Raw genomic sequence first — 15,601 nt, forward strand, 5'->3', positions numbered from 1 at the left:
AGTTGGCCTATTGGCATCACTCCGTTATATAGGTGTTTTGGACATGGTCGAAAGCTGCACGATAGCGGCATCAAGCTCGTCCAGAATGGGCGATGAAGTAGGGGCGCCTTGTTTGAGCAATGTCTCGCTCTGATAGCACGCGGCTCGTAACTGAGGAACTCCACAGTAGCGGGTTGCGCCATGCAGGCGGTGGATCCGCTCGATTAGGCCGATGCGGTCACCATTCTCTCGGGCCGAGCGGATGGCTTGCCGGTCAGCTGCCAGCGAGGCGAGCAGCATGGTCAACAGGTCACTGGCCAGATCGGCCTTGCCTGCGGCCAGCCGCAGCCCTTCGTCTTCATCCAATATGGCCAGATTGGCAATGTCTGCCCCGGAAGAGGACAGCGGGCTCATCTCCTGAGTATCGTTTTGCTGAAGGCGCAGACCAGTCCATTTGAGCACCACCTGGGCAAGCTGCCGATCACTGATGGGCTTCGTTAAGTAATCATCCATGCCTGCCTGAAGCAGGGCCCGCTTCTCGTTGGACATGGCGTGGGCAGTCAATGCCACGATAGGTACCGGCGGATGTTCGCTTTCCACCTCCCAGGCGCGAATCGCTTCAGTGGCCTGTCGGCCATTCATGCCAGGCATCTGTACGTCCATGAAGATAAGGTCGTAGCGCTCCCTCTGCGCCGCTTCGACAGCGGCATAACCACTGTCGACACCCGTGACCTCAGCGCCAAGGTCGGTAAGAAGCGTTTCGACCAGCAGCAGGTTGGCGGGGTTATCGTCAACACAGAGCAGGCGAGGTGCGCGGTCAATTCGGGTATGGGCAGTATTCTCAGGACGAGTCGGCCGCTGATTGAGCAACTCACCGACGGCTCGTTCCAGTTTACGGCTGCAGGCGGGCTTGGCCTGCAATTGGCAATGCACATCTGGTAAGGCTGCATGGAACACGGACTGATCGGTCGTGGGGCAGAAGATCAGCGAGTTACAGTCCAGCCGCTCCAGCTGCCAGACGCGCTCAGTCAGTAGATCAGGTGGCAGGGTGCTGGAACTTACCCCAAGTACGGCCAGCGTGATGGCGGCCTCGCTTTTCCGCTGCCTGGAAACGGCTTCCGTCAGCTGCTCAAGCGTCTCGAACTCGACCACCTCCAAACCGCAATCTTCCAGCTGATGACGTAGCGATTGGCGTGTCAGCTCGTGTGGTTCCACAAGGCCTACGCGGCGGCCGGCAAAGGCCAGTCGGCGATGGGTTTCCAACGGATTGCGCGATTTGGGCAGGTTGATGGTGATCCAGAACTCGGATCCTTCCTCGGGCTCGCTCTCCAGTCCAATTTCGCCGCCCATTTGCTCGACGAGACGTTTGGAGATGACCAGACCCAGGCCGGTGCCCCCCGCCTGTCGGGAGAGTGAATTATCTGCTTGGGTAAAGGCCTGGAAAAGCATGTCCCGATCTTGCTCGGAGAGACCAATGCCTGAGTCCTGAACACTGATCCGTAGCTGGGCATGGTCATCGTCTTCATCTTCCACCATGGCGCGGACAGCAATAGTGCCTTCGTGAGTGAACTTGATGGCGTTGCTGACCAGGTTGGTCAACACTTGGCGCAGGCGCTGGGGGTCACCTACCAGATGGACCGGAGTGTCACGGTAGATCAGGCTGACCAGTTCCAGCTGCTTTTCATGTGCAGCTGGCGCCAGAATAGTCATGGTGTCCTGAATCATGTCGCGCAGATTGAAAGGAATACTTTCCAGAACCAGCTTGCCGGCTTCGATCTTGGAGAAGTCCAGGATCTCATTGATGATGCCCAGCAGGCTTTCAGCAGAGTTCTGAATAGTGCCGAGATAATCTTGCTGCCGGGGCGTCAGCTCGCTTTTTTGCAGCAGATTGGTAAAGCCGATGATGCCATTGAGGGGCGTTCTGATCTCATGACTCATATTGGCCAGGAATTCGGACTTGATCCGGCTGGCTTCCAGGGCTTCCTTGCGGGCGAGATCCAGCTCGATGTTCTGGATTTCGATGGTTTCCAGGTTTTGCCGCACATCTTCCGTGGCCTGGTCGATGTTGTTCTGCATTTCCTCCTGGGCGTTCTGCATGGCTTCGGCCATACGGTTGATCCCGTCGGCCAAGGTATCCAGCTCGTAACTGCCAAGGTCTTTGGGCAGGCGGGTTTCCAGCTGACCGTCCTTGAGATGACCCACGCCATCGCTGATGATGCGCAGGGGATGATTGATGCTGCGACCGATACGGACAGCTACCACGGCTGTCAGGCAGAGACCGAAGATGATCAAAAGGAGGCTGATCACCAGATTGCGGTAGCCGCGCAGGAGGGTGGCATGGTGAGACAGCTCGATATCGATCCAGCCCAGCAGGTGCGAGCTGGGCATGTTGACCTCACCGGTAATGAGCTTGAGATGCCGGGCCTGAACGGGTAGATGGAAGTGTGTGACATCCAGGCCGCTGCGCAGGCTGGCGGTCTCGCCATCGTCGTTACGAATGGCGATTGTCATACGAGGGCCGGCATGGGCCAGGATTTTCTGGTCGGCACTGATGAACTCGACAGCCCGTACATCGGCCTGATCAAGTACATCCTGGGCAATGCGCTGGAGCAGGACCCGGTCATCCCGAAGCAGGGCAGGCGCGGCCAGTGGTCCAAGCTGTTCGGCGATCAGTTGGCCGCGCTCTTCCAGCACCGTCCGCATGTCGGATAGCTGAACCCAGCTGAAGTAACCGCCCAGCACCATCGCCATGACACACGTCGGTAGCAGGCTCAGCAGCAGGATGCGGCCCTTGATTCCCAACTCGTTCAGCACTTACCCGTCTCCAGAGCAACAATGGGGGAAGTGTAAAACAGTTGTTTCGATTGCCGGGACGATTTTGTGGCGGATGGTCGCTAAACGGTTCTCCGCGGGAGTAAACAGGCCGAAAATGCTGGAGTCGTGGTGTCAGCTCACGGCCAGAGGCTGCGGAAAAGACGACCTGATATCGCCTTTATTCATCCCGCGCATCATGAGATTAGGGAACGCCCCTCATTTGCCGGTATCATAGAGGCCTATTCAAAGGCAGCGGAACCGAGCGAATTCCATGAGCGTGCAGTATCCGACCATTGCCGACTGCGTCGGCAATACACCGCTGGTGCGTTTGCAGCGCCTGCCCGGTGAGACATCCAATACCCTACTGGTCAAGCTGGAAGGCAATAATCCGGCCGGATCGGTAAAAGATCGGCCAGCCTTGTCGATGATCACGCGTGCCGAGTTGCGCGGTGACATCCAGCCGGGCGATACACTGATCGAGGCGACCTCGGGCAATACGGGCATTGCCCTGGCGATGGCTGCAGCCATCAAGGGTTATCGCATGGTTCTGATCATGCCGGATAACTCCAGCGCCGAGCGCAAGGCGGCCATGACGGCTTATGGCGCCGAGTTGATCCTGGTCAGTCGCGAAGAAGGCATGGAGGGTGCGCGTGATCTGGCGACCCGTATGCAGGCCGAGGGCAAGGGCAAGGTGCTGGATCAGTTCGGCAATGGGGACAACCCTTCTGCCCACTACAGCTCGACCGGCCCTGAAATCTGGCAGCAGACCGGCGGTAGCATCACGCACTTCGTCAGTTCCATGGGTACGACCGGTACCATCATGGGCGTGTCGCGCTACCTGAAGGAGCAGAATCCTGAGGTGCAGATCGTCGGACTGCAGCCGAGCGAAGGTGCCGCCATTCCCGGTATCCGCCGGTGGCCGCAGGAGTACCTGCCAAAGATTTTCGATGCCACGCGTGTGGATCGTATTGTCGACATGAGCCAGGAAGAGGCGGAAGACGTGATGCGCCGTCTGGCTCGGGAAGAGGGTATTTTCTGCGGCGTATCGTCGGGTGGTTCCGTAGCGGCTGCGCTGCGTATTTCCAAAGAAGTTGAGAATGCAGTCATCGTGGCGATCATTTGTGATCGTGGTGACCGTTATCTTTCTACTGGTGTTTATGATCCGCGTTAAACGCGGGTTTGATTCAAGAGAACAGTATGCGTGCAAAAGGGCTGCGTTTTCAGCCGAGCGGCGGTAGCCGGGCCTCGTCGGTTCCGGTCGGCAAGAAACAGCGCCTGACCATTGAGAAGATGGCCAATGATGGCCGGGGTATCGCCTATCTCGAAGGTCGGACCTGGTTCGTTTCGGGTGCCTTGTCATCGGAAACGGTTGAGGCACGTGTGTTGTCTGCCAAAAGCCAGGTGGTTGAGGCACGTGTGGAGCGGGTGCTTGAGCCTAGTGGCGAGCGACGCCTGCCTTCGTGTGCCATGGCCGGTCGTTGCGGTGGCTGCACCTTGCAGCATATTCCGCATGAGGCTCAACTGGCCCTCAAGCAGCGTACGCTGGCCGAGCAACTACAGCGATTTGCCGGCGTGACGCCCAATGAATGGGCTGCGCCACTGCATGGCCCAGAGCTGGGCTATCGGCGTCGTGCACGCATCGCGGTGCGCTGGGATGCCAAGGCTCGCCGCCTGGATGTTGGATTTCGGGCGCTTGCCAGCCAGGATATCGTTCCGCTGGAGGCCTGTGGTGTGCTGGTTGAGCCATTGCAGCCTATTGCCAGGGCGCTACCGGTTTTACTTGTCGGGTTGGAGCAGCCGCAAGCCATTGGTCACGTCGAGCTGTTTCAAGGGACGGCCTGCGCCATGCTGGTGCGGGTCACGCGTCTGCTCTCGCCGCGTGACAGTGATCATCTGCGGCATTTCTGCACGGAGCACTCGGTTCAGCTCTGGTGGCAGGCTGAAGGTGAGCCGTATCCCGACGAGCCCGAGGCAGCACTTAGCTACCGACTGGAGCCATGGAACCTGACGATTGCCTACCGTCCGGGTGATTTCGTACAGGTCAATGCATCGGTTAACGAGGCGATGATTGTACAGGCGCTTGACTGGCTTGCGCCGGAGCCGAATGAGCGGGTGCTCGATCTGTTTTGCGGACTTGGCAATTTCGCCCTGCCATTGGCGCAGCATGTGCATGCCGTGGTTGGCGTAGAAGGCGTTTCCGTCATGACGGAGCGTGCGAGTAAAAATGCCCGGGCCAATGGCCTGGATAACGCGCACTTTTTCCAGACAGACCTGTCGAAGCCGCTTATCGATGCGCCATGGTTTGGCCAGACCTTTTCATCCGTATTGCTGGACCCGCCACGTGATGGCGCGTTGGCCGTAGTGCAGCAGATGAAGCAACTGGGTGCACAGCGTGTGCTCTATGTGTCCTGTAATCCCGCTACATTGGCACGGGATGCAGGCGAACTGGTTCGTCAGGGGTATGTTCCTGTGCGGGCTGGAATCCTGGACATGTTCCCGCAGACGGCGCATGTCGAGGCGATGGTTTTGTTTGTAGCGAGGTAGGGGCAGGTCTAGCGAAAAGTAATGAATGAGGGTGAGTCCGGTGTGACTGTATTCGGGACTGTAATGGCCTTTTACATTCCGATCACTCGCAGATCACCTGAATACGTGTTTTTTCGTTTAGCCTGAACCTCGCGTAATCGGCCAGTTGATGGCTGGACTTAAACGGCGCAATAAATAGCGCCGAGGAACGTAAGATGGTACAGGTCAGAGCGCATCAACCCGTCAATAATGATGGCAGCATCAACATCGAGGCATGGCTCGATCACGTCCAGAGCATGGACCCGAACTTCGAGCGTCAGGCCTTGCTGGAAGCATGCGAATTCGCTCGTGCGGCCGAAGCAGAGGCCGCACCCTCCGAACACTTGTGGGCTCCGGGTACCTCCAGTTTTCAGACGGGGCTGGAGATGGCGGAGATCCTGGCAGATCTCAAACTGGATCAGGACTCCCTTGTCGCCGCGCTGATCTACCGCGCCGTACGCGAGGGCAAGGCGAGCCTGGAAGAAGCTGGCAAGCGTTTCGGCCCGGTTGTGGCCAAGCTGATTGAAGGCGTGCTGCGCATGGCGGCGATCAGTGCCAGTCTCAATCCGCGGCAATCAATGGTGCTGGGCACCCAGGCCCAGGTGGATAACCTGCGCCGCATGCTGGTAGCCATGGTGGACGATGTCCGCGTGGCTTTGATCAAGCTTTCCGAGCGTACCTGTGCGATCCGGGCGGTCAAGAACGCCACGGATGAACGCCGCAACCGCGTCGCGCGTGAAGTGTTCGATATTTATGCACCGTTGGCGCATCGCCTCGGAATCGGCCACATCAAATGGGAGCTGGAGGATTTGTCCTTCCGCTACCTGGAGCCGATTCAGTACAAGCAGATCGCCACGTTGCTGCACGAGCGCCGGCTCGATCGCGAGCAGTACATTGCCGATGTCATGCAGCAGCTCAAGCAGGAGTTGGCTGCAACGGGCGTCAAGGCGGATATCAGCGGTCGTGCGAAGCATATCTACTCGATCTGGCGAAAAATGCAGAAAAAAGGTCTGGATTTCAGCCAGATCTACGACGTTCGTGCGGTTCGTGTGCTTGTTCCTGAAATCCGCGACTGTTATACCGCCTTGGGGATCGTCCACACCTTGTGGCGCCATATTCCCAAGGAATTTGACGACTATATTGCCAACCCCAAGGAAAACGGCTACCGCTCTTTGCATACGGCGGTGATCGGCCCTGAAGGCAAGGTGCTTGAGGTGCAGATCCGTACTCATGCCATGCATGAGGAGGCGGAGCTGGGGGTGTGCGCTCATTGGCGTTACAAGGGGACGGATGTCAAATCGGCCTCCAGCCATTACGAAGAGAAAATCTCCTGGCTCCGGCAGGTGCTGGAATGGCACGAGGAGCTGGGTGATATCGGTGGCCTGGCCGAGCAGCTGCGGGTAGATATCGAACCTGACCGGGTCTATGTGTTTACACCGGATGGGCATGCCATCGATTTGCCCAAGGGCGCTACTCCACTCGATTTCGCCTATCGTGTGCACACTGAAATCGGGCATAACTGTCGGGGCGCCAAGATTAATGGCCGCATCGTGCCGCTCAATTACACGCTGCAGACAGGTGAGCAGGTAGAAATCATTACCGGCAAGCAGGGTTCACCCAGTCGTGACTGGCTCAACCCGAACCTGGGCTATGTAATGACCTCGCGTGCTCGGGCCAAGATCGTTCACTGGTTCAAGTTCCAGGCCCGTGATCAGAATGTGGCTGCCGGGAAGGCCATGATCGATCGAGAGTTGCTTCGTCTGGCGCTACCGCCGGTGGACTACAACACGCTCGCCGAAAAGGTCAATTACAAGAATGCAGAGGATATGCAGGCTGCCCTGGGAGCAGGTGACCTGCGTCTTGCCCATGTCATGCATGCGGCTCAGCAGCTGGTCGAGCCAGAGAAGGAGACCGATCCACTTGATCTCTTGCAGCGCAAGCCGTCTCCGCACAAGTCGGGCAAGCGGGGCGATGTACAGATCAACGGTGTAGGCAACCTGCTGACTCAGATTGCCGGGTGCTGCCAACCGGTGCCGGGTGATCCCATTGTCGGCTACATCACGCTGGGCCGTGGCGTCACCATTCACCGTCAGGATTGCCAGAATGCGCTGCAGCTTTCCAGCCGTGAGCCCGAGCGTATCATTCAGGTCAGCTGGGGGCCGGTGCCTGTCCAAACCTATCCGGTGGATATCCTGGTCAAGGCCTACGACCGCCCGGGGCTGCTGCGTGACGTCTCGCAAGTGCTGCTCAACGAGCGCATCAACGTATTGGCAGTCAACACGCGTTCCAACAAGGAAGAGAACACGGCCAACATGTTGCTTACCATCGAGATTCCAGGGCTGGATGCGTTGGGGAGGCTCCTGGGACGTGTCTCCCAGCTACCTAACATCATAGAAGCCCGTCGTAATCGTGCCACCTGAGCCCCGCCGGAGCCGTGTATGACCATGAAAGGGTGAGCGTAAGCTCGCCCTTTTTATTGACCGTATTTCGATTGTAAGGACGACCTATGTATAGCCTCGACGATCTGCTTCATCTCATGGCCCGACTGCGTGATCCGCAGCATGGGTGCCCTTGGGATCTCAAACAGACCTACGCCAGCATCATCCCGCACACGCTTGAGGAGGCTTACGAGGTAGCCGATGCCATCGAGCAGGGCGACTATGCGCAGCTGCGTGATGAGTTGGGGGATCTGCTGTTTCAGATCGTCTACTACAGTCAGCTAGCCAAGGAAGAACACCGGTTCCTGTTTGCAGACGTCGTAGACAGCATTACCCGCAAGCTCGTGCGGCGCCACCCGCATATATTCCCCGACGGCGATCTCTATGGCCCTCTGGATCAGCCCCGTCTGAGTGAGGAAGCCATCAAGCAGCGCTGGGAAGAAATCAAGGCGCAAGAGCGTGCCGAAAAGGCCGAGACGCCAGAGCAGCTCTCTCTGCTGGATGACGTTCCTGCTGTGCTGCCAGCGCTGTCTCGTGCGGCCAAGCTACAGAAGCGTGCAGCTGGAGTAGGTTTTGACTGGCCGGCCGCAGAGCCCATCATCGACAAGCTGCACGAAGAGCTGAACGAAGTTATCGAGGCCATGGCCGAGCAGGATCATGAGCACATTACTGAGGAGGTTGGTGATCTGCTCTTTGTGGTGACCAACCTGGCCCGCCATCTCAAGGTCGATCCGGAAAATGCCTTGCGCGGTGCCAACAGCAAGTTCGAGCGGCGCTTCCGCTTCATCGAGCAGGCGTTGCGCGAGCAGGGTAAGCGTCCGGAAGCATGTGAGCTGGAAGAGCTGGATGCGTTATGGGATGCTGCCAAGGCGAAGGAGCGAGCGGCCAAAGCGCCCCGTTGAGCGCTTTGGCACAGATGGATCAGCCGAAGATCCACTTCAACAGCAGGGCAAAGACCAGGATGGCCAATACAGGCTTGAGCACCTTGTATGCCTTGGGGTGGCGACGCTTGAAGCTGCGAACCATGCCACCAAATGCATCACCGAAGCGCTTGCTGAAGGCATAGGCCTGGTTGATACCGCCTACACGTTCTCCATCAACGTTCTGAGGCGCAGTGGCGCTGCCCAGGAAATGACTGACGCGACGGTTGATGGCAGTCAGCAGACGCGAGCGGAGCGGACGTTCGATATCGCAGAACAGGATGACCCGTGTCTGCTCCGTTTCGTTCTTGACCCAGTGCACGAAGGTTTCGTCGAACATGACGTCTTCACCGTCCCGCCAGGCATAGGGTTCGCCGTCTACGTAGATCCGGCAGGCATCCGAATTGGGAGTCGACAATCCCAGGTGGTAGCGCAGGGAGCCGGCGAAGGGATCACGGTGCGGGTTCAGATGGCTGCCGCCGGGCAGCAGCGCAAACATGGCACCTTTTACATTAGGGATGCGACTGACCAGTTCGACGGTCTTGGGGCAGAGCGTCTGGGCTGAAGGCAGCGGCTCGCCATACCAGGTCAGGTAAAAACGCTTCCAGCCCTTCTTGAAGAAAGAGCCAAAGCCCGCATCGTTGTTTTTCTCGGCGGCGCGAATATAGCCTTCGTCGAACAGGTGCATGGCCTCTTCACGAATGACCTCCCAGTTGTCCTTGAGCACATCCAGTTCCGGGAAACGCTCACGATCAAGGTAAGGCTTGGAGGGTACGCTGGAGAACAGATACATCAGAGAATTGTAGGGCGCGAAGACCGCAGAATGATTGACCAGCTGACGCAAGAATGGCAGGCGTGAGCGGCCGCGCAGATGTACGAACAGTACGCTGGCAACGAACAGGGCAAGAATAATAAAGGTAATCATGGGGCTCGGCTTTTCAGGTTGAGCTGGTTAGCAGGCTAAGCATTTCAGTGGCGTAGTGTGCCAATATTAACGCGCTGACTATATGGTGGTGATTATTTCACTCTATACCCATGCTTGCACTGCGCAAAATCAATGCACAGGATAGTTGGCGAACATTGACGATTCCGATTGTCGGCTGGCCTAGGGGCCGACCGTCCGGGTACTATGCGTCTTTTAACGTAACATGCCCGCCCGACGGGCTTTAGAACGAGTTGCACCCATGAGTATGTCTTTGCGCGACCAGCTCCTGAAGGCGGGTTTGGTCAACGAGAAACAAGCCAAGCAGGCTACCAAGCAAAAGCAGAAGCAAACCCGTATGGAGCACCGCGGGCAGGCTGAGAAGGATGAGTCCCAGAGACTGGCTGCCCAACAGGCCCAGGCTGAAAAGCTTGCCCGGGATCAGGAGCTTAATCGTCAACAGGAAGAAAAGAAGCGGCGCAAGGCTGAGCAGGCTCAGATCAAGCAGTTGATCGAAGGGAGTCGCCTGCCAAAGCTTGAAAGCGACGATTACTATAATTTCGTTGATGAGAAGAAGGTCAAGCGCGTCCCGGTCAATGCCTTGATGCGTGAGAAGCTGAGCAAGGGTAGCCTGGGGATCGTGCGACACGAAGGCCGTTATGATGTAGTACCCCGCGCAACGGCTGAGCGCATCCAGGAGCGTGACCCACGCCGAGTCGTGCTGCTCAATGTGCAGAATGAAGCGCCAGATGCGGACGATCCATATGCGGCGTATCAGATTCCTGACGATCTGATGTGGTAAGCCAGGATCCGGCCGCTTATGCGGCCGAGTCTCTTTGGGCAGGAAGCCTGGCAAGCACTGTGTAATGTCCGCCTTCGATTTCTTCGAATGCGATCAATTTGTCAATCAGGGGCAAGGTCAGCACTTTACCTTCATTCAATAACAGCATGCCGTTATCAGCATGAAGGTTGCTGGCCAGGATCATGCCGGCCCTGAGCTGGTGTGTGCTCAGCGCATGGATATTAGGATCACCAATTCGTACGTGGGGCAGACAGTGTATGCAGGTCTTGATGAAGGGTTCTACCAGTTCAGGATCGTACAGTTTGCCTGCGTATTTGCGTATGAATAGCAACGCCTCATCGTGACTCAGGCGTCTATCCATAACCAAGCCCAGCTGTAGCTCGACGAAGTCGATGGCAAGCTTGAGTAACCGAGCGCCTAACGGAATTGCTTCACCCTTGAGGTGATCTGGAAAACCGTTACCGTCCCAGCGCTCCTGATGATGACGAATCAGGTGAGCGCTATCCTGCAAAGGCTCAAGCGCCATCAATAGGGATTCGCTCTTGGCCGGATAATGACGGTAGGTTTCTCGCTCGTTGGGATGCAGGTGTTCGTAGGGCGTGGTAATCAGCGCATCGCTCCACGGCAGTTTTCCAATGTTGTATAGCGCAGCCGCCATTGACAAGACACGCGTGGTGCTCTCATCGAACGTATATTGCTCGCAGTAGGCACGTATCAAGGCGATAACTTGCGCATTCGCTTGCTTGTCCTTGGGCAGTCGCTGGTTGATAAGTAGGGAAAAGACTTCCGTACTGGTGACATAACTGCGATGCAGCTCGGCGAAAGAGAGATCGAGCATGTCTGCCGTTTGCTGAAGCTCGGCAGTACGTGCCTCGACCCGTTTTTCCAGGGTCTCGTTAAGTTGGCGAAGCTGAGCGTTCTGGTCTCGAGTAAGCGCTTCGAGCCGATGCCGCTCATGTCGTGCCTGCTGATAGGCAAGTGCTTTCTGCACATTCAGCCGTAATTCCTCAGGGTGCCATGGCTTGCTGAAATAGTGATAGATCTCGCCTGCATTTATGGCATCGATCAATGTGGCAAGGTCTGGCTGGCTGGTCAGTAGAATACGTAAACAGCCGGGGTTGCGCGCTTGTACGGCAGCCATAAAGGAGGCGCCATCCACACCCGCGATAAGCGCGTCGGAAATAACCAAATCAATAGGGTGCTGATCCAGTAGTGCTAGCGCTTCTGGCCCATTATGGACGGCATAAACCGTACAACTCAGGCTGGCTAGTAAAGCTTCAAGGTGAGAGAGGGTGCTGGGGTCTTCATCAACGAGCAGCACGGTAGGCGATGATACAGGGACAGTCAGGAGCTCGCTCATCGCGACATACTCCGCAAGGCTGATCAGGCGTATTTATTGTTATGGCGGGATCCAGCCCCGCCTGTATGGGAGGACCCGCCTTAAGGGTAGCGGCCGCCTGGCTTGAGACTTGATGGCTTCAAGACGAACGGTCAGCCATCATGAACAGGCGAAATATGGCGATCGAAGAGATGAGCTGGAGCAGACCAGACAGGCTCTGCAAAATGATTTGCAGGGCTGGCGTATCGCTAAATTGACTGCTGATCCAGGCATCCAGCAGCCAGGCGGGTAGAAGCGTGATTAGGATCAGCGGCAGTAGGGTCAGGAAATGTCCGCGAGTCTTCTGGAAGCTGGCGCTCATGGCCTCCAGCGGGGCCATGCCACGCAGGACCAGCATGGGCTCGGCAAAGGCAAACTTCACCATGACCAGAAAGCCTGGCACGATCATCAGCGAAAAGCCGAGCACGACCAGCGAGGCAACCAGGCCCGCCATGATGGCGAAGCGGGGCCATAGACGAAGGGCATGACCCCATAGCTCGGTAATTGGAGGCATATGGCCATGGCTACGGGCATTCAAGAACAGGATGAGTGAGCCGGTGTAGATCGGATAGAACATCACACCGACCAGCAGCTCCCAAAGGCCTCCTTCAGTGCCGAAGTGCTGAACCACCTGCCAGCGTGCCACGCTTTCTATGACCAGCCAGGGAAGGCAAAGGATCAGCAGCGAAACCAGGTGGCGGGAGAAAAAATACAGTGCATCGCGCAGGATATTGAAAGGCGTCATGACTCGCTTGTCCGATAAGAACGGAACGGCTTTTATCAGCCGTTTTCTGACAGGGTAAAACCGAGGCCTGACAGCAGCTGGGCTGTCGTCATGACGTCGGCATATTCTTGTTGCAGGTTGGACATGGCCATGGCGTGAACCTCTTCGGCGCTTCGGGGAGTGCCATAAAAGTCCGTCTTGGCAAAGGTGTAGCAGGCGTCCTCTACCACACGTGTGGCAAACCCCAGGTTGCTGGCCGTCCGGGCAGTTGCTTCCACTGAATTCTCGCTGGCTACGCCGGTAATCACAACCTGCTTGATGCCGCGGATATGTAGCCAGCGCTCAAGGCCGCTATGGATAAAGGCATCGGTAACGTTCTTCTCAAAGACCATTTCCTGGGGCAACGGGCACAAGCGTGGCTGAAACGCTGCGCCTGGCTGGCCCGGTGCGAAAACAGATTGCGGATCACGTGAGATATGACGCACATGAACGATCGGCCAGTGTTGTTCACGCCAGACCGTGAGCAGGGCCGCGATTCGCTGCTCAGCTTCAGGGTGGTTACGTGGTCCCAGCACGGGTGACTGGATACCTTGTTGCTGGTCAATGATCAGTAGGGCGGCGGGCTCTGTGGTCATGAAAGCGCTCTAAGGTGGGGAGCTGGAAACTGTACACGCCCTTGGTCGGTTGTCCATGTCTTGTAACAAACGCGAGGAACTTGCGCGTTTCGCAGGCCTTCTGAACACAAAGCCTACTTTCAGGAGAGCCTTATGAGCAATGCGTCAGATGGTCTGGGCGGACGTCGTAAATTTCTCATGTATGCCGGACAGGGTGCGGTAGCAGCCGGTGTGCTTGGCCTGGCCAGCAACAGTGCCTGGGCCCAGAACACGTCGGGCGCTGCCCAGGCGGTGCCGACGGGCGGGGCGGGCCAGCCAGCAGAGCAGTTGCCCAAGCCCATTACACTGCCGCATATGCAGGAAGGCAAAAGCGACAAGACGGACATGCCGGTTCAACTGGGACGTGACCAGCGTGTCGGGGTTGCAGTTGTGGGCCTGGGAAGGCTGTCGCTTGAGGAGATCCTGCCAGCCTTTGCGTCCTCCAAGCGATGCAAGGTGACCGCGCTGGTCAGCGGAGATCGCGAAAAGGCAATGCGTGTCGCCCAGATGTACAACGTGCCCGAAAGTGGTCTCTACAACTACCAGAGCTTTGATCAGATCCGTGATAACCCGGACGTGCATGTCGTCTATATCGTATTGCCCAACAGCATGCACCATGAGTTTACGCTGCGAGCCGCCAAGGCGGGCAAACATGTCCTGTGCGAGAAGCCCATGGCCAATTCCGTAAAGGAATGCCAGGAAATGATCGAGGCCTGCGCTCAAGCCAATCGGTTATTGATGGTGGCTTATCGCATTCAGTATGAGCCGCGTAATCGCCAGGTAATGGAGTGGCTGCGCAACGGAACCGGGCTTGGCACTGTGAAGCTGCTGGAGATGGCGAACTGTCAGAATCAGTCCAAGGAAAATGTGGACCAATGGCGGCACAAGAAAGCCTTGGCCGGTGGTGGGGCCTTGCCGGATATAGGCCTGTATTGCCTGAACACCGCGCGCTTTCTGTTGGGCGAAGAGCCGGTCGAGGTGTTCGCCACGCAGTACAGCACGCCGGATGACCCGCGCTTCAAGGAAGTCGAGGAGGCCATGCTCTGGCAGATGCGATTCCCCAGTGGTGTACACGTGCAGTGCATGACCAGCTACTCCACATTCAATTCCAAACGCTATCGGGTCGTAGGGGACAAGGGATGGGTAGAAATGGACCCTGCGTTTTCCTACCGGAACCTTCAGCTCAAGCGCAGTCAGGAGTCGCAGAACACGACGGAGTTCGTCGCGCCGGTGGTGGAACAGATCAATGCCCCCGACAAGAACCAGTTCGCTATCGAAATGGACCATTTCGCCGAATGCGTTGTAACCGGCAAGAAGCCTTACACCCCCGGTGAGGAGGGGCTACAGGATCAGCGCATCATGGAAGCTTTGTATGAGTCGGCGCGAACCGGTCGGCCTGTAAAGCTGGATGAGGTCAAGCAGAAAGATGCCTTCCGCGGCACGCCGCCTAGCAAGGAGGCGTCGAGCTGAATCGATTCTGAATGGCTGCGGGGACAGAATTGAAATATCCGGGGCTGACCGGCATTTATAAAGGGCCGGTCCGCTGGTAGAAACCGATCTGCCAGCGGACCATGACTCGACATTCACGAACACCTGTGCAGGTATACGGCGCCTGGGTTTTCGTTTCTTGGCCGTCTTCGGGAGGTCACATGCAATCTGAAGAGAAACAACTGATCGAAGGCCTGTTTACGCGCCTCAAGGATGCGGAGGCTCAAACCGCCAGCCGCGACGCTCAGGCTGAAGCTTATATTCAGGAACGCCTGCATCAACAGCCCGCCGCACCGTACTATATGGCTCAGGTCATCCTGATCCAGGAAGCGGCACTCAAACGTCTGGATCAGCGGGTGCGCGATCTGGAAGCGCAGGTGGCGCAGATGCAGCAGAACAAGCCGAGCAGCGGTGGCTTTCTGTCCAACCTGTTTGGTGGCGGCTCCCAGCAGGAGCAGTCGCGATCGCAGAGTCAGGCACAAGCTCAGGCACCTCGTGGTGGCTGGACCGACCCGGGCCCGCGCCAGGCGCCTTCCTATGGCCAGGCGCCTGGGTATGGTCAGCCTAATCCAGGGTATGGCTACAATGCCGCACCGGCTGCGCCCTCCAGAGCGGGCAGCTTTTTAGGGGGAGCAATGCAGACTGCTGTGGGGGTGGCCGGCGGTGTATTGCTGGCGGAAACTATTTCCAGCATGTTTCACGATTCCCAGCCGCAGGAAATCGTCAACATCATCAATGAAGAACCTGCGGCAGACTTGGCCAGCGATACTGGGGGCCAGGACAGTGGTTTGACGCCGGCCAGCGACGCTGGCGGCTATGATGATGGCTACGGTGACGGCGGCTTCCAGCAAGCCGACTACGGAAGCGACGACAGTGGCTTTTTTGACGATGGTGGGGATGACGATCAGTTCATCTAATCGA

The 15,601-nt window shown here is 57.5% G+C and carries 12 protein-coding genes; 7 read left to right on the plus strand and 5 right to left on the minus strand.

All coding sequences use genetic code 11. The annotated features are described in order from the left end of the window. Positions 1–24 precede the first annotated feature (24 nt). Positions 25–2,793 (minus strand): ATP-binding protein, encoded by a 2,769-nt coding sequence (locus HMPREF1487_RS14690; RefSeq protein WP_010797455.1) that lies wholly within the window; start codon positions 2,791–2,793, stop codon positions 25–27. A gap of 271 nt (positions 2,794–3,064) precedes the next feature. On the opposite strand from HMPREF1487_RS14690, the gene cysM reads away from it, so the two are divergent. The 4 genes from cysM to mazG all read left to right on the plus strand — a co-directional run bounded on the left by cysM (position 3,065) and on the right by mazG (position 8,695). Further along, positions 3,065–3,964 (plus strand): cysteine synthase CysM, encoded by a 900-nt coding sequence (gene cysM, locus HMPREF1487_RS14695; protein WP_010797456.1) that lies wholly within the window; start codon positions 3,065–3,067, stop codon positions 3,962–3,964. A 26-nt stretch (positions 3,965–3,990) separates the two neighbouring features. Next, positions 3,991–5,337 (plus strand): 23S rRNA (uracil(1939)-C(5))-methyltransferase RlmD, encoded by a 1,347-nt coding sequence (rlmD, locus tag HMPREF1487_RS14700; RefSeq protein ID WP_010797457.1) that lies wholly within the window; start codon positions 3,991–3,993, stop codon positions 5,335–5,337. Positions 5,338–5,531: 194 nt separating this feature from the next. After that, positions 5,532–7,775, plus strand: a complete 2,244-nt coding sequence (gene relA, locus HMPREF1487_RS14705; RefSeq protein WP_010797458.1) for a GTP diphosphokinase — start codon at positions 5,532–5,534, stop codon at positions 7,773–7,775. An 86-nt stretch (positions 7,776–7,861) separates the two neighbouring features. Continuing rightward, on the plus strand, positions 7,862–8,695 hold the full coding sequence (gene mazG / locus HMPREF1487_RS14710) for a nucleoside triphosphate pyrophosphohydrolase (protein WP_010797459.1): 834 nt from the start codon (positions 7,862–7,864) through the stop codon (positions 8,693–8,695). Between the two features lie 19 nt (positions 8,696–8,714). Here the strand turns inward: mazG and HMPREF1487_RS14715 are convergent, their stop codons facing one another. Next, positions 8,715–9,638, minus strand: a complete 924-nt coding sequence (locus HMPREF1487_RS14715) for an aspartyl/asparaginyl beta-hydroxylase domain-containing protein (RefSeq protein ID WP_010797460.1) — start codon at positions 9,636–9,638, stop codon at positions 8,715–8,717. Between the two features lie 259 nt (positions 9,639–9,897). On the opposite strand from HMPREF1487_RS14715, the gene HMPREF1487_RS14720 reads away from it, so the two are divergent. Continuing rightward, a complete protein-coding gene (locus HMPREF1487_RS14720; RefSeq protein WP_010797461.1) occupies positions 9,898–10,437 on the plus strand; it encodes a DUF2058 domain-containing protein in 540 nt (179 codons plus the stop codon). 16 nt (positions 10,438–10,453) lie between these two features. On the opposite strand, the gene HMPREF1487_RS14725 is transcribed toward HMPREF1487_RS14720, so the two are convergent. The 3 genes from HMPREF1487_RS14725 to HMPREF1487_RS14735 form a co-directional block, all read right to left on the minus strand. Next, a complete protein-coding gene (locus HMPREF1487_RS14725) occupies positions 10,454–11,797 on the minus strand; it encodes a response regulator c-di-GMP phosphodiesterase, NosR family (protein ID WP_010797462.1) in 1,344 nt (447 codons plus the stop codon). Between the two features lie 118 nt (positions 11,798–11,915). Beyond that, positions 11,916–12,560 carry a YciC family protein gene (locus tag HMPREF1487_RS14730; RefSeq protein ID WP_010797463.1) on the minus strand — a complete coding sequence of 215 codons (645 nt, stop codon included), beginning with the start codon at positions 12,558–12,560 and terminating at the stop codon, positions 11,916–11,918. 35 nt (positions 12,561–12,595) lie between these two features. Continuing rightward, positions 12,596–13,174: a cysteine hydrolase family protein gene (locus HMPREF1487_RS14735; RefSeq protein WP_010797464.1), complete on the minus strand. Its 579-nt coding sequence runs from the start codon at positions 13,172–13,174 to the stop codon at positions 12,596–12,598. A gap of 132 nt (positions 13,175–13,306) precedes the next feature. Between HMPREF1487_RS14735 and HMPREF1487_RS14740 the strand changes: the two genes are divergently transcribed. Together HMPREF1487_RS14740 and HMPREF1487_RS14745 are read left to right on the plus strand one after the other, a co-directional pair. After that, on the plus strand, positions 13,307–14,662 hold the full coding sequence (locus HMPREF1487_RS14740) for a Gfo/Idh/MocA family protein (protein ID WP_010797465.1): 1,356 nt from the start codon (positions 13,307–13,309) through the stop codon (positions 14,660–14,662). A 179-nt stretch (positions 14,663–14,841) separates the two neighbouring features. Continuing rightward, positions 14,842–15,597, plus strand: coding sequence for a DUF2076 domain-containing protein (locus HMPREF1487_RS14745; RefSeq protein ID WP_010797466.1), 756 nt, complete (start codon positions 14,842–14,844; stop codon positions 15,595–15,597). The last annotated feature ends 4 nt before the right edge of the window (positions 15,598–15,601 follow it).

The organism is Pseudomonas sp. HPB0071 (assembly GCF_000478505.2).
Lineage (GTDB): Bacteria > Pseudomonadota > Gammaproteobacteria > Pseudomonadales > Pseudomonadaceae > Chryseomonas > Chryseomonas luteola.

Bases quoted from the DNA above. Each gene is read 5' to 3' on its own strand.
- cysM (WP_010797456.1), top strand. From the start codon at position 3,065: ATGAGCGTGCAGTATCCGACCATTGCCGACTGCGTCGGCAATACACCG.
- rlmD (WP_010797457.1), top strand. From the start codon at position 3,991: ATGCGTGCAAAAGGGCTGCGTTTTCAGCCGAGCGGCGGTAGCCGGGCC.
- relA (WP_010797458.1), top strand. From the start codon at position 5,532: ATGGTACAGGTCAGAGCGCATCAACCCGTCAATAATGATGGCAGCATC.
- mazG (WP_010797459.1), top strand. From the start codon at position 7,862: ATGTATAGCCTCGACGATCTGCTTCATCTCATGGCCCGACTGCGTGAT.
- HMPREF1487_RS14715 (WP_010797460.1), bottom strand. From the start codon at position 9,638: ATGATTACCTTTATTATTCTTGCCCTGTTCGTTGCCAGCGTACTGTTC.
- HMPREF1487_RS14720 (WP_010797461.1), top strand. From the start codon at position 9,898: ATGAGTATGTCTTTGCGCGACCAGCTCCTGAAGGCGGGTTTGGTCAAC.
- HMPREF1487_RS14725 (WP_010797462.1), bottom strand. From the start codon at position 11,797: ATGAGCGAGCTCCTGACTGTCCCTGTATCATCGCCTACCGTGCTGCTC.
- HMPREF1487_RS14730 (WP_010797463.1), bottom strand. From the start codon at position 12,560: ATGACGCCTTTCAATATCCTGCGCGATGCACTGTATTTTTTCTCCCGC.
- HMPREF1487_RS14735 (WP_010797464.1), bottom strand. From the start codon at position 13,174: ATGACCACAGAGCCCGCCGCCCTACTGATCATTGACCAGCAACAAGGT.
- HMPREF1487_RS14740 (WP_010797465.1), top strand. From the start codon at position 13,307: ATGAGCAATGCGTCAGATGGTCTGGGCGGACGTCGTAAATTTCTCATG.
- HMPREF1487_RS14745 (WP_010797466.1), top strand. From the start codon at position 14,842: ATGCAATCTGAAGAGAAACAACTGATCGAAGGCCTGTTTACGCGCCTC.